This is a genomic window from Chitinophaga sp. GbtcB8 (genome assembly GCF_019091455.1).
In the GTDB taxonomy this organism is placed as follows: domain Bacteria; phylum Bacteroidota; class Bacteroidia; order Chitinophagales; family Chitinophagaceae; genus Chitinophaga.
The window spans coordinates 98295-120679 of record NZ_JAGXJN010000024.1; the positions used below are offsets into that span (position 1 = coordinate 98295).

Here is a 22385-nt window from a genome sequence, read left to right on the forward strand (position 1 = left end):
AACAGGCTTGCATGCACACAGCTGTATGCAAAACAGTGAAGGCAACAGCATTCTCATAGTTATGGTAGCGATTCTCATTAATTCAATTACAATTTTTTGGGTGCTGCCGGGGTTCAGGTGTGTGTTGCTTCTGCCAATAGTTATTATTTACCTGTAAAGTGCGGCGCCCGTTTTTCTATAAACGCCTGCATACCTTCTTTCTGATCGTCAGATGCGAACAGCAGGTAAAAATTCTTACGTTCAAAGTGCAACCCTTCCTCCAGGCTGCTGTCAAATGCTTTAAGCACGGCTTCCTTGGCCATTTTGGTGGCTAGGGGGCTCATTCCGGCTATTTCCTTTGCCAGTTTTATAGCTTCTTCCAGGTATAGCTCTACAGGCGTTATACGGTTAACCAACCCGGCCTGCAGGGCTTCTGCGGCGGTGATAAAACGTCCTGTGAGCACCATTTCCATGGCCAGGGCTTTACCTACGGCCCTGGTAAGGCGCTGGGTGCCCCCTGCGCCAGGCATTACGCCGATCTTAATTTCCGGCTGTCCGAAACGGGCGGTTTCGCTGGCTACTATCATATCGCAGAGCATGGCCAGCTCACAGCCCCCACCCAGTGCAAAACCGCTTACGGCTGCTATGATGGGTTTCCTGGTTTTTTTGATGGCGTCCCAGGTGCTGAACTGATCGGTGTTATACATGTCTATGGCGCTTTTACCTGCCATTTGTGTAATATCGGCCCCGGCTGCAAATGCTTTTTCATTGCCACTGATGATGATTGCGCGAACCTGGTCGTCGGCGTCCAGTGTTTGCAGGGCTGCTTTCAGCTCTGTCATCAGTTGCAGGTTAAGGGCATTGAGTGCATTGGGGCGGTTCAGCTGTATGTGCGCAACGTAGGTTGCTACCTGTTGGTGTACGATTATAAATTCCGGTTGCATCTATAAAATTACAGAATTACCGCAAATATGATCAGCACAAAGAATGCGCCTACAAAAGCAAAGCTGATGCTATACCCGAATACCAGCAGCAGGGACTTGGCAAACGACCGCCGGAAGCTTTGCTGGTAGGTATTCCGCAAGGCCAGCACCAGGTATGTGAATATAAGCAGGGTGCTCCAGCCAATGAAATTCTCCCAGCCGGTTATTTTTTCCAGGATGTAAGCCAGCAGCAATACCGTATAGGCAAAACAGTGTACATGCAGGGCAAAAATGGCATGATCCGTATAATACCAGCGCTTCCAGTTGTAGATCAGCTTTAGCCACAGGGCAAATAAGGGCAGCAGCACAAACATCATTTTAGGGAAATGGTGTTTGAGGGCTTCTGAGAGGCCTTCCTGGAAATTGTCGCTAAAATCCATGTTGATCAGCTTGCGGATGGCAACCCGCTTAAACCAGCCGTCCCTTTGGTCTTTGGGCAGGGCGGCCTGCGCGGAATCATAGGCTTCCACATCCGCATACTTTTTGCGGGGGTCCAGCTCATTCTCTGCCAGTCCTGGTTCCAGCTGATCTTCACTGCTATCTTTGGCAGTGGCGGTATCATGGCTGCCGGCTGCTACCGGCGCTGCGGCATCATGCCTGTTGGCGGAATCGTACCGGTAGCGGTGCGCCAGGGAATCCACCGCCCGGGCAAGATCTTTATTATTTTTGAGGGAGTCCTTTACAGCGCCCAGGATGCCGGTAATGGACGGGAGCTGATCTTTGGCAGCGGCTTCCTTTTGGGCGGAATGTTTTTCCCTTTTTTCATGGGAATCATGGGAAAGCATGGCCCAGGTAAGGAAAAACACAAAGGATATAAAGATGTAGAGCTTTATGGGGTTTACAAAGGCTACCCGGCGGCCGGCCATATATTCTTTGGTTAAACGCCCGGGCCGGAATAACAGGTGGCTGATGGTTTTCAGGAACTGGGAATCATAGTGCAGCACATCGCCTACAAAATGTTTTACCAGGTGACCAAAAGATTCATGGGGAACGGCATTTTCCTGGCCGCAGTGCGTACAATACCTTTCCGGAACTTCCGTTCCGCAATTCAGGCAGTGCTTATCCTCCCGTAACGGTTGTGTTTTCAAGTAATTGCTAGGTTAGGCGCCTCAAAATAGCAAATCTTTGCCGCAAATTCCCAAAGGACAGAAAATCTTATATATCTAAAAAATTTTCAAATGATTTCAACGTTAGTATTTTTGTCACCTATTAGCATTTACGCGTTCAAACTATGATGCACACTAAAAAGTACTGTTTATTAGCGGGTTGCCTGCTGCTGTTCACTGCCCGTAGCATGGCCCAATACTATTACCAGGATATTTACAATACGCGCCAGACCAGCAGTAATATGGCGCAGCTGAAGGAAAACAATGTAAGGGTACAGGGGGTACAAAGCCTGGATGCCAGTATGGAAACCGACAATGACTTCAGGTGCCAGCGTATTCTTTCGCCCAACTTCCGGCAAATGCGGGCCATTACACAGTCGCGGGGTACGGGGCTGAGTATTATGACCTCTACCTTCTCTGCCAAAGGCACGCTGATGAAAACCACGGACAGTACGGAGAGCAGCATTACTACCATCCAGTACAGGTATGATACGGCCGGGCGGCTTACGGAGATCCATACCAGCTCCCTTTCAGAGGCAGGCAGCAACAAGTTCCGTGTTACAGAAACCCGTACTTACCTGTATGATGAAAGGGGCTACCTGGCCAGCATGATCCATAAAAAGAGCCTGGGTGGCAATGACTCTACCACCGTGCTGTTTAAAACGGACGAACAGGGCCATGTAACGGAGGAGCAGGAATATGGTAAGAGCATGCGCAGCCCCCGCATTTATTATAACTATGATGCACAGGGCCGTTTAACAGATGTGCTGCGGTACCATACCGCCAAAAAACGCATGCTGCCGGATTATATGTTTGAGTATGATGCGCAGCAACGCCTTTCACAAATGACCACCGTGAATGCGGAAACGGCTGATTACACCGTTTGGAAATATAAGTATGATGAAAAAGGATTGCCGCTGCGGGAAGAGTGTTATGGTAAAGAGAAAGCGCTGCTGGGCATTGTGAAATATAATTACGAGTTCCTCAAATAAACATCTTATCTAGCGCCATAGCGGGTAACAGGGCTTTATGATATTTTTATGACATAACACCGTTCCTTGTTAACGGTAATCAATGTATATTTAGAGATATGCTTATGTCAATGTAGTGACCCAATTTTAAAGCCCTGTTATTTGCTGTATGGAAACTCCGTTCACTTTTTGTGACAACCTGGTCATAAGGGTTCCGCGTTTGCCTTTTCAACTACACTTTGAAGCAGCTACAGTACAGCAATTGCTTACAGATGCCGCCTTCCTGGAATCAGTGTACATTGCCTCGCCGGTGTTGTATGATGAAGCGGTACGCTTACGCGAAGGGCAGCTGCATACGGCAAAAGAACAGGCCAAGGTTACGGATGCGCTGGTTAAATATTATACCCGCTCCTACAGCCGCTGCACGCCTTTTGGATTATTTTCCTCCTGCACTACTTTACCCTGGGCGCAAACACCCTCCCCTGCTAACTTTAAAGCCATGCCCCTGCAAAGGCACACACGGCTGGATATGTATTACCTGGGCGCATTAGCCCAACAGCTGCTGCAGCTACCCTCCATACGGGAACGGCTATTGTTTTTTCCGAACAACAGCCGCTATGTAATGGGGAATGAGCTGCGGTACATGGAATACGGGTATGTGCAAAACAAACGGTTTTACCGCATTAGCGCAGTGGAGCACCAGCCTGCTTTGCAAACGGTGCTGGCTGCTGCAGAAAAAGGGGCAACGCTGTTTGAGCTGTGCGCTTTATTAACGGTTCCCGGGCCTGATGCGCTGGATTATATTAACTCCCTGGTAGCTGCACAGGTACTGGTAAGCGAGCTGGAACCAGCCATTACCGGCCCTGCTTTTTTAACACAGCTGCTAAGCGTGCTGCAGCGGTTACAGGCACCTGCCGCACCCGTATTGGAGGAGGTGCAGGCTGCGCTGCTGGCGCTGGATACGCAGGATACCAACCCCATTGCTGCTTACGAACATATTATACAACTGATCACACAGCTGCAGACGCCTTTTGAAGCGGGTAAGCTGCTGCAGGTAGATGCATTCCGCCCCCCCGCTGCCGGCAGCGGTGTGCCTGCCAGCTTACAAACAGATCTACTGGGCGCGCTGGAAATTTTACATACCCTGCATCAACATAAAGGGGGTAAGATACCTGCCCTGCAAACCTTTATAGAAAAATTCTATGCACGGTATGCGGATGAAGCTATTCCGCTGGTACAAGCGCTGGATGCGGAATCCGGCATAGGTTACCCTGCCGGTACGGCTGCATCGTTTGCACCGCTGGTAGACGGGCTGCCCATGCCGGCACAAACGGACACGCCTGCACGTACCCTAATGGCTACGGACGAATGGCTGCTGGCACAGCTAACACGCTGCCTGCATACCGGGCAGCAGGAGCTGGTGCTGGACGATGCTGTTATTCCGCGCAGCGCAGATCATACGGAGGCTTTCCCTCCTTCCCTTTCTGCCGTGTTCCGGCTGCTGGATGCGGATAGCGGATACCTGCAGCTGGAAGGTTTTTTTGGCCCCAGCGCAGCAGGTATGCTGGGCCGGTTTGCCTATGGCGATGAGCAGCTGCATGACCTGACCCTGCATATTACGCAGGAAGAACAACGGCTGAATGAAGGGGTGATCTTTGCGGAGATCATTCACCTGCCGGACAACCGCACGGGCAACGTGATCCTGCACCCGGCTTTCAGGGAATATGAAATTCCCTATTTGGCTCAATCGTCCCTGCCTGCGGAGCAGCAAATACCTATACAGGACCTGTACCTGCGCGTGGCAGATCAGCAGCTGCAGCTATTTTCCAAAAAGCTGGATAAACAAATTATACCACGGTTAAGCAACATGCATAACTATGCGCTGCATGCATTACCCGTGTATCACTTTTTATGCGACCTGCAAAAACAAGGTTTGCGCACTGCTTACCTGTTTGAGTGGAAAACCCAACCTTTCCGCTTTACTTTTCTGCCACGGGTACGGTATAAAAATATTGTATTAAGCGTGGCGCAATGGCAGCTGGAACAGGCCGACATCAGTGCGTTGCAGCAAAACACTATGGAGGCCCTGCCGGCGGCCGTGCAGCGCTTCCGGGAACAGTGGCAGCTACCGCAGCTGTTGGTGCTGGCAGACGGCGATCATGAGCTGCTGATAGACCTGGATAATTTATACACAGTGCAGGCCTGGCTACGCACAGTAAAACAACGGACGGCCTTTACCCTGAAAGAATTTTTACCCGGTACCGGCGACTATATACAGCAATGCGTGGCCCCCATGATCAAAACCACGGCTACGTATAACCCTGTGCGTGAGCCGGTAGAAACTATTATTACACCGGGCATACAACGCAGCTTCCCCGTGGGATCGGAATGGCTGTACTATAAGCTGTATTGCGGGCCTTCACTGGCGGATAATATACTTACAGAACAGGTACGGCCTGTGGTGGAAACATTAACAGCAGCCGGTATTATAGACCAGTGGTTCTTTATCCGCTACCTGGACCCGGATTTTCACCTGCGTATACGCTTTCACTTAACAGATAACCGGCAGGCCGGGGAAGCCATTGCCCTGCTAAGCCAGGCCCTGGCGCCTTTGCAGGTTTCGCATATGATCTGGAAAACACGCCTGGATACTTATAAACGGGAGCTGGAAAGATACGGCGGCGCTGCTGCCATGGCGCTGTCTGAAAAGCTGTTTTTTTATGACAGCCAGGCCATCCTGGAACTGTTAGCCATGCTAAGCGGCGATGAGCAGGAAAAAATAAAATGGTTATGGGCACTGAAAGGCATGGATACCTGGCTGAATGATCTTCAGCTGGATACTGCGGAGAAAAAAGCTTTCATACTGCAGCAGAAAACAGCCTTTGCACAGGAAATGCAGGTGGATAAACCCATGCGGCAGCAGCTGAACCAGCAGTATGAGCAGCATGCCGGCTACATCCATGAAATTATGGAAGATATTACCCCGCAGAACCGTTTTTACCCGGTGCTACAGCTGCTGGAAGCACGCAGCCAGCAGACAGCTCCCCTCGCGCAACAGCTTATTCAGCTGCGGCAGCAAGGGCGGCTTACCGTTAACTGGTTCCATTTAACTGGCAGCTATGTGCACATGATGATAAACCGGATCATGACCAGCAAACCGCGGTTATATGAAATGGCGCTGTATGATATCCTGGACCGGTATGAAGCACGGAAGTATTATTTGGCCAATATACAAAAGGGGTAGCCGAAACACCTTTAAAAGAGTAGGCATTTATTGTTCACCTAAAAAAAATCTAAACCATGAGTGTAAAGTCTCAGCAAACCAAGTTTTCCCTGGACGTGTTAGCCAACTGGGATAAACAAAGCCACGAAAAACTGGCTATGCACAAAAGAACCATTGCTAATGTAAGCGAAACTGCTGTAACAGGACGTAAAGGCAAACAAACGGATTCTATCCTGCACCAGCCTACTACCACTGTTATCAGCACCTCTCACTAAGCATTTGTAACGAGCAGTTAAGTAAAAACATTTAGTATTCACCTGAAAAAATCTAAACCATGAGTGTAAAGTCTCAGCAAACGAAGTTTTCCCTGGATGTATTAGCCAACTGGGATAAACAGAGCCATGAAAAACTGGCTATGCACAAACGCACCATTGCCAATGTGACTGAAAATGTTGTAACAGGCCGTAAGGACCGCCAGGCGCAAGCCTCTCATGTGTCGCCGACTACTACGGTTATCAGCACTTCGCATTAATATTTGTATCGAGCAGTAAATAAAAAGGCAGGCCTGTTTGGGCCTGCCTTTTTTGATGTGCTAATGTGCTGGTTTATGTGGGGGAAAGCATACATACCAGCACATTAGCACATCAGCACATTTCCTTACTGTTTCACCAATTTGACAGTGCTTACCTTACCATTGTGCACCAGCTTCAGCACGTACAAACCACCGGGTATATTACCGGGTGCAAATGTGCGGGTATGGCGGCCAGCGGGCAATTGCTCATTGGCCAGCACCTTTACTACCTCGCCATTGGTATTATATACTGCCAGGTGTACAGGGCCTGCCTGCTGCAGCGTAAATGCTATGGTAGCATTGCTGCTTAAGGGGTTCGGGAACACGCTTACCTGCTGCAGCTTATCGCCATGTGTATCTGCGGGCGGCGCTACAAATGCCTGCCTGGCGGCTGTTTTGGCGGTGCTGGTAGTGGTGATCACCAGCCGGGGCGCATTAGTGCCGGTTTCTTTGGAGTTCCACAGGGTACGCGGGTCTGCAACTAAACCATTCAGCAGGGCCAGGGAAATAGCCGGACGGCCGGCTGCTTTTTCACTTTGTACATAAGCAGTAATATCCCAGCTGTAGTAACGGCCTGTAGCATCCGTTACTGTGGCAGTGGCCAGTGCGGTGGCGCCAGGCGCGGGTTTGTTGTTCCAGGTAATACCGGCTTCTGTCCAGGTAGTGCTGGCTACCGGGTACGCCCCTACGGGAACATTGGTTACGCGGTTATCATCCTGGCGGCCGTAAACTTTCAGTACGGCGGATGTGATAGTGCCGCTTACGCTGCTGAGATCAAATCCCAGGTAAGTCTGACGGTCGTTACCTACGTTGGGATTAGAGTTGACCTTGGAGATCAGGTTCACTGCATCCAGCGCACCGTAAGCGCTATCAGCATAAACACCATTACGTACATAGGCATCTTTTGCGGCGCCTAATGTTACCTGCTGGCTGCTCTGCGTGCCTGTTCTCACCTTTACTTCCGTATAACTGTTCCAGGCGCTTACATTATTGCCATGGCCTAAGATGCGTACATACTTAGCGGTTTTTGCAGCAAACGTAAAAGTTTCCAATGCCAGGGAAGTACCGCTGCTTTGCAGACCGGTAGCGGCATTGGTAAATGTAAGGCCATCTGTGCTGGTTTGCACATCAAACAGCGCACGGCGGGTATTGCCCTGGTAAAAAGCAATATCCACCCCGGTTACTGAAACGGGATTATCTAAACAGAGCTGGATCCATTGCCCATCCCCACTGGCAGACCAGCGGGTATTGAGGTCATTATCCAGCACGTTGGCGGCCACATTTCCATCATCGCTGCTGGCGCTGGCGGGAACACATGCCGGCGGCGGTGTAGTACCTGCTTCCGGCTTCCACCAGTTACCGGAAATAAACAGCTGGCATAACAGGCTGTAAGAATCACTGTAATAACCGGACTTTTTAGTTTTCAGGAAGTTCCAGCCACTGTTCACAAAAGCCTGGTTAGCGCTGTTGGCCACTGCGGCTGCTACAAAAGGCGCTACAAATACTGCTTCAGGATCAGTACCGCTGGTGGCGCCATTCAGCTGGTAGCCATCGCGGATGCTGGCGGGGTTGCCGCCGCTTTTCTGAATGATCCAGGCAGCTATTTTATTGGAAATGGTTTGCGCGCTTGTTGAGCCGTATAATGCATAGTCCATTACTACGCGCAAGGGTACACGACAGGCGTTGTAATTATATTCATTAGTTTGCGGGCCTTCATCAATAAAGTTCTTGGGAGCAGGCTCCGGCGGATTCTTTACCACGAAGTCGGAGATTAAACCGGTGGAGGGTGAATACGCAGCGCTGAACTGGTTGTACACGCTGTACAAATTATTGATCAGATTCAACCAGGCTGCATCATTTGTTTCCTGGTAAAAGGCGCGCATATGGCTTAACATCCAGTCGGAAGGACGGGTATTCAGCGCACTTTTGCTGTCCCAGTCGCCCAGGTTCAGGCGGTTGGTGGTAGTAACATTGGCGGCTTTAATACCATTGGTGATCATTTTCTTAGCTTCGTTCAGGTAATTGATAGCGCCATCTGATCCCCACTGGTAGTGCGCCAGGATAAGGGAGTAGGCTATATCAATATCGCCATCTGTTGCGGAATCAAAATGCCCTTGTGCGCTGGCATTATCTGCTACTACCCAGCCCATAATATTGCTGTTGATAGAGCTGCGGTATGCACGCGCAGTTTTAAACAGCCCGTCGTAAATAGTGCGGGCATTGGCATCATGACCGGCCATCAGCACGGTAATAACCATGCCGTAACCTTGTCCTTCAGAGGAGCCTAACGGCGTGTAGCCGTCAGCGTCACCGCTGATCTCTCCTTTAATGTAATAGCCGCCGGGCAATGAAGCCAGGTTGTTCTTCAGGTACTTTGATTTCCAGTAATCATAAAAGCTTGCTACACTGGTGTTCATGTCGGCCTGTGTAACGTTGTTTGGTTTGATACAGCCAGGATAGCTTACAGCTTGTGGAAATGGCTTTTTTTGTGCTTGTACGATCAGGCCTGCAATGCATAACATGCCGGTTGCCAGTATGGCATAGGGTTTTCTCATAGACATTGATTTTAAGGGTGATTCAGGTTTTTCTTTTATAGGTTTTCGTTACTGCTTTGACGTGGTTACAGGGTAAAGGTAGGAGATAAAATTGTGAAATCATTTACCGGATGAATGTATGAGGGGCGTGTTTGTGGTAGCATCCGGGATGGCGGCAATTTGTTGATGATGTCTGGTTATTAGGGGCGTTCTTTCCCGTAGGTCCGTCACCCGGACCTACGGGAGGCAAACGATGAAGACCTTTTTGTTGATGGTGTTTGATTGTTCTACAACTTTCTATTATCGCTTGCTACTCCTTAATGCTCTAATATTCTGCAAAGGCATCATCTTTATAACACCAAAGCCATCTTTCGCCCGGTTCTGCGGAGGAAATGACGGGGTGGCCGGTTTCGTGCTGGTGATGGCTCATGTGCTGGCTGGGTGAATCATCGCAGCAGAGCGTGATACCGCAGGTTTGGCAGGTGCGCAGGTGTAACCAGCGGCCGCCATGTTTTACGCATTCAGCGCATTCATACTTTTCTGCGGTTTTTATTTCTTCTATGCTTTGCAGGTGCTTACAGAGTTCGGGCTGTGACATGGGCGTTAATTGATGAATGATATTTGATGTGTGATGTAAGATGTAAGACGAACGAAGTATAAAGCATGAAATTGGCTGCTATTTGTTATTTCATACTTCATACTTCATAACTCCTGCATCCTATCTTGATTATTAATTCTTAATTATTAATTCTTACTTCACCTCTGCCAGATACTTATGTACAAAACTAATGGCCATGGAGCCCTCTCCTACGGCGGCGGCTACACGGTTCATGGCGCTGGCGCGAACGTCGCCGGCGGCAAAAATGCCAGGGCAGCTGGTTTCCAGCAGGTAAGGATCGCGCTGCTGCTTCCAGATCTTGCCGAAAGCATCATACTTTTTCAGCTCACGGCCGGTTTCAATAAAACCCTTTTCATCCTTGATGATGTTGAGGGCTATCCAGTCGGTGAAGGGCCTGGCGCCTATGAAAATGTACAGTGCATCGGCGGCTTCCGTACAGGTTTCGCCGGTTTCCACATTCTTTATTACCAGCTTTTCCAGCTTGTCGGCGCCAATGGCTTCTGCAATTTCTGTACGCGGACGGATCTTAATATTGCTGGCGCCCCTGATCTGCTCTATCAGGTAGGCGGACATGGTGCTGCTCAGATCATCCTTACGGATCAGGATGTACACGTTCTTCGCAAACTTGGAAAGGTACATGGCAGCCTGCCCGGCGGAGTTGCCGCCACCTACAATGTATACCTCCTTATCCTTGCAGGCCGTGGCCTCTGTCATGGCGGCGCCGTAGTAAATGCCCGCACCGGTGAACTGATCTACGCCCTGGGTTTCCAGCTTGCGGTAATCTACCCCGGTGGTAATGATCACACTGCGGGTGTTGATCACGCTATCATCTTCCAGGACGATCTTATTATAACCATCCTTTTGCTGAATATCTTTTACGGATTGCGGTGTAATAAACTCCGTACCCAAACGTGTGGCCTGCGCAATGGCACGGCGGGTAAGCTCTGCCCCGCTTAAACCGGTAGGAAAACCCAGGTAGTTCTCAATGCGGGAGCTGGTGCCTGCCTGTCCGCCCGGTGCGCGGCGTTCTATCAGCAGGGTCTTTAGTCCTTCTGATGCGCCGTATACACCGGCTGCCAGCCCTGCGGGGCCTGCGCCAATGATCACCACATCATATACATCATGTTTTACGTGCGGGTTCAGGCCTACCTTACCGGCAATTTCCATAATGGTAGGCGTTACCAGGTAGCTACCGTCTTCAAAGAATACTACGGGCAGCTCTTTCAGGCTTAAGTTGTTCAGCTCCAGCAGGCGGTTAGCATCGCCTGTGGTTTGTACATCCAGCCACTGGTAAGGTATGAGGTTGCCTGCCAGGAAATCCTTTACGGCATGTGATTGCTGGGAGAACTGGTAACCCACTACTTTAATACCCTTGAAAACCGGGTGGTATATGTGCTGCCAGTCGTCCAGCAGCTCATCTATTACCGGGTACAGCTTTTCTTCCGGCGGGCCCCAGGGTTTTACCAGGTAATAATCCAGCTGTACGGAGTTAATGGCTTTAATGGCGGCATCTGTATCAGAATAAGCGGTGAGCAGCACCCGGCGGGCTTCCGGGTAGAACTGCATGGCCTTTTCCAGGAAATCTACCCCTTCCATAACAGGCATGCGCTGGTCTGAGATGAACATGGCAATAGTTTCGCCCTTGTTCTTTAGCTCCAGCAGGCTGTCAAGCGCTTCGTTCACTGTGGTGGTGCTGATAATTTTATAATTCTTACGGTATTGACTTTTGAGGTCGCGCACAATAGCACGCAATACCTGTTCATCATCATCTATACAGAAAATTAAAGGTTGTTCCATGGCTTTTTAGACGGTATGAGTTGACATAATTTCCGCGGCGTTAAATATACAATTTAAAAGAATGATCACCCTTGTATGGGCAGCGACACCTTAAACTCCGTTCTTCCGGGTTCTGAGATTGCCTTTACATTACCGTTATGCTGGCGGACGATCTGCATAACAATATCCAGCCCCATACCGGTGCCCTTGCCAATGCCTTTGGTGGTGAAGAAGGGATCAAAAACGCGGCTTCTGATCTCTTCCGGGATACCGGGGCCATTGTCAATGATGGACACATATACGCAGTGGCGGTCCTTCGAGGTTTGTATTTCCAGCACCCCCTTTTTATTGGGCTCCATGGCATCCAGGGCATTGTCAATGAGGTTGGTCCATACCTGGTTCATTTCGCCAATAAGGGCTTTGATCTGCGGAAGCGTATTATCAAAATTCTCCACCAGCTCCACATTACCCTTACGCAGGCGGTGCTGCAATATAACCAGGGTATTGCGGATGCCGCTATGGATGTCTGTCAGCTCCTTATCATGCCCCTGGTCCATGTGGGTGAACACCTTTACGGAACCTACCAGGGTGGCAATACGTTTGGAGGCTTCTTCGATATCCAGCACCATTCTTTCTTTCACCAGGTTACTGTTGATCCAGTTAAACACGGGCGAAAGGTCCTTTTCCTGAACATGCTGCTTAAACTCCTCCAGGTTATCAAGCGTAAAACCAAACTCCACCATGTTCTCTGCCACTTCCTGGCTGTTGGCTACATTGTGGTCATCCAGCCAGTCCAGCAGCTCATCTTCTTTATCTGAACGCTGCATAAGGGTAAGCACTGGTTTTTCTGTTCCATGCAGGATGGAAAATAATAGTTTGCTCACCATATCTACCTGCTCCGGCGTTGCCTTGATAGCCATGATCTCCCGGAAGGTGGTGGGTTCCAGCTGCAGGTGTTTTTTCAATGATTCTGCGCCCCGTACAATTGCGGCAGCGGGGTTATTAAGCTCATGCGCCAGGCCGGCGGAGAGCTTGCCCAGGGCCATCATTTTTTCGTTCTGCTGCTGGAAGGAGGTGTACTCCCGCACGCGATCCGTCATCATATGCACCAGGGCCTGCGTAAGCTCAAAATGGGTGCGGATCAGCTCCGGCGATTTCTCGATGGGGAGGCTCATGATCTGCGTATCTTCCAGGGCTTCGCCGAAGGCGGCAGCTACCTTTCCTCTTGAAAAAGGCAGGTAACCGGCTATGGACCGGGCAGGCCATACCGCTAATTCCCGCACTTCATTATTCTGCAGGCGGTATACGCGAATGCGGCCGGTTACTAAAAAGTGGGTACCCCAGATGGCAGTATCCGGCTCAAACAGGAATCCGCCCGGGGGTATAATTTGATGCTTGCTATTATCTATCATCCATTGCAGCTGTTCTGCCGGAACATCCTTAATGGCCTCTATGGTCCGGAGCCATTCTACAGTAACCTGGTTCATCTTAAATTATTGGTTTAGAAGTGGGAAGGCATGCCGCAGGGAGATCATCCGTGCTTACAAACTTAAAGTTACTTAAATTTGCCATGTTTTAGGAAGGATCAGATAAGTATACAAAGCAGCAAGGAATCATGAGCAAGGATGCAATCAGATTGGATATTTCCACTACGGTCAGACATTATTTAGCGGCTGACAACAATGCCCAGCAAGGTTTCGGGATTGAAAAATACACGGACCTGCAGGCGGGCGATTTTGCGATACTAAGCAATGAAGGCGGCCGGCATAACGGCCCTCCGGTGAAAACCGATCATTTTGCCCTTGTACTGTGCATGCGGGGGCACGGCGTTAAAACCATCGGACACCATACGTTTGAGGTAACACCGCAATCCATACACATCGTTTCTCCCCGCGACCTGCACTCTTTTGAAAATGCCTCTGACGATCTGCTGTTATACATGATCCTGTTCCGGCATGACTTTGTAGCCCATACTTTTATTAAAGAGCAGATCCTGGATCAGCTGTTAGAGCTACCGCCGGAGCTTCCTCCCATTTACCACCTGGATGAACGTGAGTTCACCTCTATCCGCGATCTTTTCATCAAAATTGAACGGGAATACCGGGAGGCGCCTGCCTATTTTTTGCAGATGGTGCGGCTGCTGGTAGTAGAGCTATTATATGAAATTAACCGCGCACATGAAAGGGCCCTGCAGCAACCTATCAAACCAGCCGGCCGGCCTTTACAGCTGGTAGCAGCGTTTAAGAAACTGGTGGAAACGCACTTTTTAACTATCCGTACCGTGCAGCAATATGCAGACCTGCTGCATGTATCTGCCAAACACCTGAGCGAGCAGGTAAAACATGCTACCGGTGAAAATGCCCTGACGATCATTCACCAGCGGATATTCCGGGAGGCGGAGTATTTATTACATACCTCCGATCACAGTATCAAGGAAATTGCGGATCAGCTGAACTTCGATACCAGCTCGCACTTCAGCCGGTTCTTTAAACATTTTGCGGGGGTGAACCCTTCAGAGTTCCTGGTGAAGAAGGATACCGGGAATAGGCGTATCAGCAATAAATCATAGCCGGGACATGAACTGCACCTGAAGAGGACCAGAAGGGAGAACGCTTTTACCCATGGGGTTACCCTGGCATTTACCAGAGATGCACACGGGAGACAGCGTTGCAGACACCTGATGGTGGCGGGAGGAGCTGGGGAGCAATAACGTTGTTCCGGGATCACTGGTGCTGTTTTCAGGTGAGTAAGCTGCTGTTCACTTTCGCTCATTTCGTTCATTTTCGCTCATTTCGCTCAAAAACGATCAAATGTGATCAAAACGTTCACTCCATTTGGGTTGCATTTCTCCTGCCTATAGTTTTGCCCCTGTTCACCTTTAAACTTTTATTTTATGGGAAAACAAGCAGGCCCTCTTTACATTACGGGGCGGGTAGGAGATTTTTGTTACTACAAAATGAATGGTCAATATTATGTACGGAAACAAAGCTCATTGAGCCGTAAACGGGTGAAAAGAGGCCGCGCTTTTCAGCGTACCATGCAGTATGCCGCCTGGCTGGCGCAGGCCTCTAAAATAGCTGCGGGCGTATACCGGTTAATGCCACGGGAAATGCGGGATGTAAGCCAGTACCGGGCTATGACCGGCAGAGGGATTACATTGCTGAAGGGCGGTATGGCAGCGTCTGAGATACAGGCGCGGTTGATGGCGGTGTACCTGGGAGGTGGTTAGGCTGCCTTTCCGGAAAATTGGTTCTATTATCCTCCTTATTGGCATTGTGCAATCTTCTAAGCCGGCCTAATTTTGTCCTATCGAACGATGAACTAATACACGTTTCGTAAGTATTAAAACCAATAGAAGATGAAAAAGACAATTAAGACAGGCATTATGGGACTGCTCCTTTTAACAGGTTTAACCCTTTCTTCCAAAGCACAGGATGCCTCCAAAAAAGTGACTGCTGAAAGGCCTGCTTTTCTTTTAAGCGTAGGCCCTGAAGCTAATTTACCCTTAGGTGATTTTAAAGATGCTTATGATTGGTCAATCGGCGGTTCTGTACAGGGCGATTATGCTATTCTGAAAAGGGACCTGTACGTTACACTGAATGCCGGTTATTCTGATTTTATGGCCAAAGACATTGCCGGTTTTTCTGCCAAAGACCTGCAGCTAATTCCGGTAAAAGCGGGTTTGAAATATTACCCGGTAAGTAATTTTTATGTACAGGCACAGGCGGGCGCTGTTTTCATAGCGAATAAGAGCGATGTGCTGGCAGATAAATCTGCAGCTTTTGCCTATTCTCCGCAAGTGGGTTACCTGTTCCATTTAGGTAATGGCAGCTACCTGGATGCAGGTGTGAAGTTTGAAGGTTACAGCAAGTTTGCAGATGGCGGTTCTTCTAATAATGTAATAGGACTGCGTGTGGCTTATGCCTTCGGTTTATAAGTATTTCATAGGGGTTTTAAAAATAGGTTAAGGAAAAATAAATGCCCCCGGTGCTTGCCTCCGGGGGTGTTTTTTTAAAAAAAGTTGGTGAATTCTAAAGAATAGCTATCTTTGCAATCCCAAGAAAAAAATAGCTCTTAAAAAATTATGCGGAAGTAGCTCATTTGGTAGAGCACGACCTTGCCAAGGTCGGGGTGGCCGGTTCGAGCCCGGTCTTCCGCTCAGAGATAAGGTTCCAAATTGCGCAAGCGGTTTGGAATTTTTATTTACAATTCTTTTGGTTTGATTATCTTTAATTAAATCGAAGATACCCTGGTGGTGGAATTGGTAGACACGCGGGACTTAAAATCCCGTTCGCAGCAATGCGAGTGTGGGTTCAACTCCCATCTGGGGTACATAGAGGCGCTGGCGCGCTGAATTAAAACGGGAATTTTCAAGGCTTGCTTGAGAATTCCCGTTTTCTCTTTGAGAATCCTGGTTTATGAAAATCAATATCAAATTCAATCACGATGATCCATATAACTTCAGTCGAAATAAACTGATCAGGGCAATCTGGTTGATTTTAGGAACATTTTGGACTTTACTCGGAGGTTGTGGACTGATCATTGATCTATTTTTCCCTTCTGTTTCTAACACCTATCATAACATTGCTGGCGAAAGCAATATTGGACGTTTATTAGCCGGATTATTATTTTTAGGCATCTTGTTTTATTTCCGAAGCATAGGAGGAAAAAAGAAATCGACATAATTTGAATTGCGATTTTAACTTAACACTTTATTTTTCTACCTAGATTTAAACCAACGAGTTTAAATAGTTATTATGAAACAGATAGCCAAAGAGGAACATCACTACATTATTTGCTTTACATCTCAAGATATTCGTACGGGTTATTTTAGCTCTATTCAAGGTACTATGAGTAGGGATTTTCTACCAGCAATTGCCATTCCGGCAAATCAGTAAAAGTTTGCACGTCAACCCGCCTGATGCAAAACCCATGTATAGGCATTCCTCTTTCGGTTATTATTATTTTGGTGTTGGGTCAAACCCATACATAAAGTTATTTAAGTGTCCGCCCGAACTTTCAAGCCCAACTATGTCCATAAGTTCTTCAAAGTAGTGGCAAATTCTTTCTCTGTCTTCTGTATCAAGTTGCAAGTAAATGCCTGAGAATCGTTCAAGTCCCTTCTTGATGGCATTTTGATATTCTTTATCTGTTGTAGTTACATTATCAGCCAGTTTTTTAAAGTCGTCAGCGGCCAGGTTGATTTTCTCTGTGTATATGCGTTTTAAGGTTGGGATACCAATTCCTGGATAAAAAAGTTTATCATCTTGTATAAATTTCTCTTTGTTTTTAAACTCTTCAAATTTTGTCATTGTATTTCCCTGTGTTTTTATTTGTCCTTGTCCACAAGCTGCAAAAAGAAATAAAGTCAGTACGAGTAATCTGTTTGCTACTTGTTTCATGGTCGTCTTCTTGAATATCCTATAACATCCCGCAGGTTTGGGCAGGTTTGGCAATAGTGTTCCTTTAGTTAAGTCTGTACCCAAATTAATAGAATTATTGAAGTTGAGCCTATGTTCGTCAGCCTTACTTATGCCAAACAACCTGTTGTGCATTCGTTTTTTTATTTCTTCAGCCCTATGAATTTCCAAAAATTAAATTTATGTTTTTCAATTTGCTTCTTTTGTTCTTTGTATAACCTGTTTAATTCTTCATAAGATTTAATTTCTACTTTTTGTCTGTCAGCAACAACAACCCCGCAATGGTTACCAATATTTGAACTTATTCTTTCAAATTTACCAAGTGAAATCATCTTTTCATTTATTCTAACTCCATCTGCGTAGTCTTCAAAAATATCCACCGGCAATGGATTATATTTTGGTGTTGACTTTATATACCTTGTAAAGAAATAAGGGTCTAAATCTCCAAATTCCAGCCCAAAAACAAGTGGAACTTCTATGACTTGTCCTGTATTATTGTTTTCAAAACCACAATGAAATCCGTGAACGAAATATCTCCAATCCTCAACTTTCCCCGTTTGTCTTTTATCTCTCTTTAGTTCGTTAAAAGTCTCAATGGGAGAATCTTTATTTAGTTCTATGCTAAGTTTGTTCACGAGCTTAAAAATAAGTTCTTCTCCTAATTGTCTATAATCCTTTGCACATTGTTCAAAAAAATACAGATTATCTTCAATTTCCTTGTCGGTTATAAGTTTTGCAATGTTTATTTCAGGTTCAATTAAGTGTATCCCAACCTGGAAACCGACTAATTCGTTTCTTAGTTCTTGTCCAATTATTTCTCTTTGGTTTTGAACAGATTCCTCAAATACAAGTTTCAAGGTTCGTTCTCTCGGAAATTCACTTATACTCTTAAGTGTTGGAATTTGTCCAATTGAATTTATGGAAATTATTTTTGTCGTTCGGTTCAATGGTCTAGGTTATAAAATGACGCAAAACCCATGTAAGCGGCAGTTTTTAGTTGAACAAGAAATACTTTCTAAAATCTATTTCTGTCACTTGTCGTCCACCGTCATAAAGCTCCACAATATTTTTGTCTATAGAATACCAAATGTCAATCTTCCCTTTTCCAAAACCAATTCCAAATTTATCATTATCAAACCACTTGTTGTATCGTGCTAAATAATAAACGCAATCGTACCACCATGAGTTCTTTTTGTCAAATAGTTTTTTTGTCCTGATGGTACCGTTAATGTTTATGTCAACATAAGCAGATGTTATGCTCTCTGTTTTTGTAATAACGAAACCGCCTCTTTTCTTCCTGTCTTTCGATTGTTTGATTGGATATTCAATTCTGAAATTAAAATTACTATCCAAAGTTTTTTTGTAAGCAATTTCAAAAACCTCTCTGTTCCATTGATATTCTTCGCTAAGTTGAATTGTAGCAGTCTGGATAACGTCAAGGATATATTTGTATTTACCAGATTTCTCAAAAGAAGAGAATTCATCGTGGCTGAAAAAAGGGGCGATTGCAACAATAGAACCATTTTTCCATGTTCTGTTCCAAATGTCGTGATAAGCTGGCTGTATTGTTATCCGGCTTGTTTTTGGAGGCTTGTAACCATTCATATTTTGAACATACAAGTCGCTAACGAAATTTATTAATGAGGTTTCTTCCCAGTATTCAGGAGTTCCAACTGTATATGGTGTCGGAGTATATAAAGTTATATCACTAAAGGGAGCCCCCATAAAAATTACCGTTTACTCTTAAATATACGCTATAATCTTCTGTATGCAAAAATGCCAAATATTTTTCGGCTCATATCTACAAGTCTTTGTTTTTAAGTTACTTGCCCCCAATAGTTATTCAGTTTTATCTATTTTCTTAGATTTATTTTGGCAGGCAATACAAAATGCTCTAACAGTGTCGGTATAATACGCTTCTAGGACAAGCATCGTTCTATGCTACTCCCCAAAATTTAGACAGGTGTATTACTAATCTGTAATTCATACACCCGTTTAAAATGGCAAAAAGAACCACTACAAACAAAAAAATCTACGACGCAAAATTCAAGGCCGATGTCGCGCTCATGGCCCTTTCAGAGCTACATACAGCTGATGCTGTAGCTAAACACTTCGCCGTCCACAAAACCCAAGTCAATTCCTGGCGTAACATTCTCAAAGAGAACGCAGCGCAACTTTTCATCAAAGGCAAGCATGAGCTGCTGCCTGATAATTCCGAAGAGATTGCGCGCTATAAAGAAGTGATCGGTGATCTGACAATGGAGAACACGCTGCTTAAAAAAAAATTACGTTAATGCCCGCTAAGCAGCGTCTGGAGCTGATTGACTGCAATCATCCTGCGCTATCTATTTCCAGACAGTGCAAGCTATTTTCTATTCATCGTAGTGCTGTGTATTACAAGCCGGCGCAGGAGAGTGCCGAAAACCTGGCGATCATGCGTATGTTGGATGAACAGTATATGCGTACTCCTTTTTACGGTGTTCTGCGTTTGCGGGTGGTCCTGGCGGAGCTGGGCTACACGGTCAACGCAAAGCGCATTAGGAGGCTTATGCGCGCCGTAGGATGGAAAACAGTGTACTGCAAGCCACGGACGACAAGACCCGACCCAATAGCCTTAAAATACCCCTATTTGCTCACCGGCTTACAGATCACTCGACCTAACCAGGTATGGGGTATTGACATTACCTACGTTCCCATGAAGGACGGTTTCATGTATCTATGCGCTGTGATCGATCTCTACTCCAGGTTCGTGGTGGGATGGGGTGTGAAGAACCAGATGACGGCAGAATGGTGTGCAGCTATTGTACAGGATGCAGTTGCCGCGCATGGCAAACCGGAGATTATCAATAGTGATCAGGGAAGTCAATTTACCGCAGATGCTTATACGAAGATGATAAAGGGATTGCAGATCAAGATCAGCATGGATGGGAAGGGGCGCGCCATCGACAATATCTTCATTGAACGGTTATGGCGCACACTCAAATATGAGCATTTGTATCTGTTCAATTACGACATGGTAATCAGTCTGATGAAGGGTTTGCGGCGCTTCTTTCTGTTTTATAACGAGCAACGCATTCATCAGTCACTGGACTACAAAACTCCGATAGAAATATATAAAGGGATTGATCGGCTCAAACCCCTGCCGGGGGCTGCTTTGACAAAAAGTATGGCTGTATCATCTGTTGTAACACGATCAGGCGGCATCAAGTACAACCATACTTTTTGCCAAAGCCAGATAGTTCCTTAAATTGCAACAATCCCTGTCCTAAGTTTTGGGAGTACCTCATTCTATTACGTTTAAATATGATCATAAAGCTTGACGAATCGTCGGCAGTTCGGAGCAACCCGTAATCGTGCGGATTATGATATATTTCAGGATACTCCTGCTGTATTAGTTCTTTTCTCATAGTGTAGTAGTAAATTTTACCCGGCCGGCAACATACATTTTAACAGAATCTCTTTAGAAATATACCCCAACAGCTACTTTAGCATGAATATTCCCCACATGTGCAGAAATTCAGGTATACATGAAACAAAGAATGCCCATTGCTTATCAACGGGCATTCTTTGCAGGCAAATAAGGAACCTTACTCCTAAAAATTTACAGTCTCACTGCCAGACCAGGTCATTTCTGATATCACCGGGCCTAAAGCGGCGCTTCCCGGGGGAGGAATTGTTACACTGATCTTCGTCAAAACATTCCGTTTGAAAAAGATCTTTTTCTCACCGAGAGGAACGACGTCGCCATCCGGCTTTTCCCATTTCATTTTCACCGTAACAGCATCATTCAGCAATGAATCCCGTTGAAAGAATTCCTGTGCGCTATATAGATACTGATTAACGGTATCACCCGGCGTAAGATACCTTGTAGGCATGGCCCCGGAGAAATCAGCAATGAGCCTGCCGGAATTAAAGTTAGCGGCACTGTATTGTACGCCAAATGCATATCTTTTCATAGGCAGTGTTACCACCGTCGGTGTGGCGGCTGCAGCAAAAGTAGTTTCGCCAACATATGCATCCGCCTCGGTATGTAAAGTAGCAATGACATCATTCCAGGTTGAATCTGTTTCTGTTTTAAACAGACGGATGTTCCGCACCGTATCAACACGGATGGTATAACCGAATACATACCGGATCGTATCCATTTTGTTTGTTAATACTGCTGAATTAAGCTGGCCGGCTGCATTGCCATTGCCTAAAAAGCTCCCGTAGTTCTGTTGACCATTCTGCCAGTAATAAAATAACCCTTCACCGGACCCTTTCTTATAGGCTGCCGCCTGAACAGTGATCATACCAGTAACAGGCAACTTGAGCCTGATGGAATCCGCCTGGTTGAATAAGCCGCCATAGATCGATTTATTGTCCTTACGTACGATCACCCAATAGATGGTGCTGTCCCTCAGGGTCCTGGCATTATTTGCATTTGCCGGCACTTTTCGGCCAAGAGGTGATTCGCTCGTAGTAATATCACCGGTTAACTTAAGTAGTACTTCCACCACATTATCCCCAGGTGGGGGTGTAGCAGCAGCTGCATTCTCAGTGCTCTTTTTACAGGAAAATGCCACTATTGCTATAGAGGCTAACAAAAACAATCTTACTTTCATAGTAATAGAAATTAGAATTGATTTAAAAAAGTGGCGCAATATAGAAAAAACTTTCGATATCTTAACGATAAAGCGATACCAGAAAAGCCGGGGATCCTAACAGGCAAAATGATTGTTATCTTTAAATTTTACAAGGCCATTTACCTTATTTCTCATCACTTTTTCATTGGTAGGTCAATCTACATGTATTTCAAGTAGGGAAAATTTAGAACCGTGCGATTTTTTTATATTGTCAGATATTCGAAATAGGACTTACTCCAGTAATCAATTTTTTTTATGGCAGAGCCCATCGGATTCAGTTTTTTTTTGCATTTATTAGTTCTATTCTACGGGATAATCTTCTTCCCGGTCTAAAAATTGGATACCAGCGCCAGGTAGATTATACATACCCGTCCCAGTCATGTTTCTCATGAAAGAATGTCGTCAAAGGTTTAAAACTATTTAACTGCTTCCTTTCCAATCGTACCAATTCGGATATTGTAAGATTGGTAAAATCGATTGAGCCATTGACTTCTCCCTTATGTATCCCCACGAGCAAATACATATTTTAGCATCACGGCAGTTGGCATACATTAGACATTCAAATCTAAGCGATGCCA

At 46.5% G+C, this 22385-nt stretch carries 21 protein-coding genes and 2 tRNA genes; 13 read left to right on the plus strand and 10 right to left on the minus strand.

Annotated features, from left to right (window positions below):
* Nucleotides 1-143: 143 nt before the first annotated feature.
* Nucleotides 144-923: an enoyl-CoA hydratase-related protein gene (locus KVT36_RS20085; protein WP_217605245.1), complete on the minus strand. Its 780-nt coding sequence runs from the start codon at nt 921-923 to the stop codon at nt 144-146.
* A gap of 8 nt (nt 924-931) precedes the next feature.
* Nucleotides 932-2050, minus strand: coding sequence for a DUF3667 domain-containing protein (locus tag KVT36_RS20090; protein ID WP_217605246.1), 1119 nt, complete (start codon nt 2048-2050; stop codon nt 932-934).
* Between the two features lie 143 nt (nt 2051-2193).
* Here KVT36_RS20090 and KVT36_RS20095 point away from each other — a divergent pair, with 143 nt between their 5' ends.
* From KVT36_RS20095 to KVT36_RS20110, 4 genes are all read left to right on the plus strand, one after another.
* Nucleotides 2194-3060, plus strand: a complete 867-nt coding sequence (locus tag KVT36_RS20095; RefSeq protein ID WP_217605247.1) for an RHS repeat domain-containing protein — start codon at nt 2194-2196, stop codon at nt 3058-3060.
* Nucleotides 3061-3208: 148 nt separating this feature from the next.
* On the plus strand, nt 3209-6283 hold the full coding sequence (locus KVT36_RS20100) for a lantibiotic dehydratase (protein ID WP_217605248.1): 3075 nt from the start codon (nt 3209-3211) through the stop codon (nt 6281-6283).
* A gap of 56 nt (nt 6284-6339) precedes the next feature.
* Nucleotides 6340-6537: a hypothetical protein gene (locus KVT36_RS20105; RefSeq protein WP_089915079.1), complete on the plus strand. Its 198-nt coding sequence runs from the start codon at nt 6340-6342 to the stop codon at nt 6535-6537.
* 59 nt (nt 6538-6596) lie between these two features.
* The gene (locus tag KVT36_RS20110) at nt 6597-6794 is read left to right on the plus strand and encodes a hypothetical protein (protein WP_217605249.1); all 198 of its coding nucleotides are present in this window, start codon (nt 6597-6599) and stop codon (nt 6792-6794) included.
* A gap of 125 nt (nt 6795-6919) precedes the next feature.
* Here the strand turns inward: KVT36_RS20110 and KVT36_RS20115 are convergent, their stop codons facing one another.
* The 4 genes from KVT36_RS20115 to KVT36_RS20130 form a co-directional block, all read right to left on the minus strand.
* A complete protein-coding gene (locus KVT36_RS20115) occupies nt 6920-9388 on the minus strand; it encodes a glycosyl hydrolase family 8 (RefSeq protein ID WP_217605250.1) in 2469 nt (822 codons plus the stop codon).
* A 304-nt stretch (nt 9389-9692) separates the two neighbouring features.
* A complete protein-coding gene (locus KVT36_RS20120; protein WP_217605251.1) occupies nt 9693-9965 on the minus strand; it encodes a UBP-type zinc finger domain-containing protein in 273 nt (90 codons plus the stop codon).
* Nucleotides 9966-10118: 153 nt separating this feature from the next.
* Entirely contained in the window at nt 10119-11783 is a 1665-nt protein-coding gene (locus KVT36_RS20125) for an FAD-dependent oxidoreductase (RefSeq protein ID WP_217605252.1), read from the minus strand.
* Between the two features lie 65 nt (nt 11784-11848).
* Entirely contained in the window at nt 11849-13249 is a 1401-nt protein-coding gene (locus KVT36_RS20130; RefSeq protein WP_217605253.1) for a sensor histidine kinase, read from the minus strand.
* A 128-nt stretch (nt 13250-13377) separates the two neighbouring features.
* Here KVT36_RS20130 and KVT36_RS20135 point away from each other — a divergent pair, with 128 nt between their 5' ends.
* The 7 genes from KVT36_RS20135 to KVT36_RS20165 all read left to right on the plus strand — a co-directional run bounded on the left by KVT36_RS20135 (nt 13378) and on the right by KVT36_RS20165 (nt 16660).
* A complete protein-coding gene (locus KVT36_RS20135; RefSeq protein WP_217605254.1) occupies nt 13378-14331 on the plus strand; it encodes an AraC family transcriptional regulator in 954 nt (317 codons plus the stop codon).
* 324 nt (nt 14332-14655) lie between these two features.
* The gene (locus KVT36_RS20140) at nt 14656-14991 is read left to right on the plus strand and encodes a hypothetical protein (RefSeq protein WP_217605255.1); all 336 of its coding nucleotides are present in this window, start codon (nt 14656-14658) and stop codon (nt 14989-14991) included.
* Between the two features lie 129 nt (nt 14992-15120).
* On the plus strand, nt 15121-15699 hold the full coding sequence (locus KVT36_RS20145; protein ID WP_217605256.1) for an outer membrane beta-barrel protein: 579 nt from the start codon (nt 15121-15123) through the stop codon (nt 15697-15699).
* Between the two features lie 149 nt (nt 15700-15848).
* Nucleotides 15849-15921 (plus strand) — tRNA-Gly (locus KVT36_RS20150).
* Between the two features lie 87 nt (nt 15922-16008).
* Nucleotides 16009-16094 (plus strand) — tRNA-Leu (locus tag KVT36_RS20155).
* Between the two features lie 86 nt (nt 16095-16180).
* Nucleotides 16181-16447, plus strand: a complete 267-nt coding sequence (locus tag KVT36_RS20160) for a hypothetical protein (protein WP_217605257.1) — start codon at nt 16181-16183, stop codon at nt 16445-16447.
* Between the two features lie 72 nt (nt 16448-16519).
* The gene (locus KVT36_RS20165; protein WP_217605258.1) at nt 16520-16660 is read left to right on the plus strand and encodes a hypothetical protein; all 141 of its coding nucleotides are present in this window, start codon (nt 16520-16522) and stop codon (nt 16658-16660) included.
* Nucleotides 16661-16723: 63 nt separating this feature from the next.
* On the opposite strand, the gene KVT36_RS20170 is transcribed toward KVT36_RS20165, so the two are convergent.
* The 3 genes from KVT36_RS20170 to KVT36_RS20180 all read right to left on the minus strand — a co-directional run bounded on the left by KVT36_RS20170 (nt 16724) and on the right by KVT36_RS20180 (nt 18907).
* On the minus strand, nt 16724-17164 hold the full coding sequence (locus tag KVT36_RS20170; protein ID WP_217605259.1) for a DUF4844 domain-containing protein: 441 nt from the start codon (nt 17162-17164) through the stop codon (nt 16724-16726).
* 161 nt (nt 17165-17325) lie between these two features.
* Nucleotides 17326-18129: a hypothetical protein gene (locus tag KVT36_RS20175; protein WP_217605260.1), complete on the minus strand. Its 804-nt coding sequence runs from the start codon at nt 18127-18129 to the stop codon at nt 17326-17328.
* 46 nt (nt 18130-18175) lie between these two features.
* Entirely contained in the window at nt 18176-18907 is a 732-nt protein-coding gene (locus KVT36_RS20180; protein ID WP_217605261.1) for a hypothetical protein, read from the minus strand.
* Nucleotides 18908-19182: 275 nt separating this feature from the next.
* Between KVT36_RS20180 and KVT36_RS20185 the strand changes: the two genes are divergently transcribed.
* Both KVT36_RS20185 and KVT36_RS20190 read left to right on the plus strand, forming a co-directional pair.
* Nucleotides 19183-19476, plus strand: coding sequence for a hypothetical protein (locus tag KVT36_RS20185; protein ID WP_217605262.1), 294 nt, complete (start codon nt 19183-19185; stop codon nt 19474-19476).
* Nucleotides 19476-20429 carry an IS3 family transposase gene (locus tag KVT36_RS20190; protein ID WP_217605263.1) on the plus strand — a complete coding sequence of 318 codons (954 nt, stop codon included), beginning with the start codon at nt 19476-19478 and terminating at the stop codon, nt 20427-20429. Before KVT36_RS20185 ends, KVT36_RS20190 begins: the two co-directional genes overlap by 1 nt.
* A gap of 346 nt (nt 20430-20775) precedes the next feature.
* Here KVT36_RS20190 and KVT36_RS20195 read toward each other — a convergent pair whose 3' ends face one another.
* Nucleotides 20776-21786, minus strand: a complete 1011-nt coding sequence (locus KVT36_RS20195; protein WP_217605264.1) for a hypothetical protein — start codon at nt 21784-21786, stop codon at nt 20776-20778.
* Nucleotides 21787-22385: the final 599 nt, after the last annotated feature.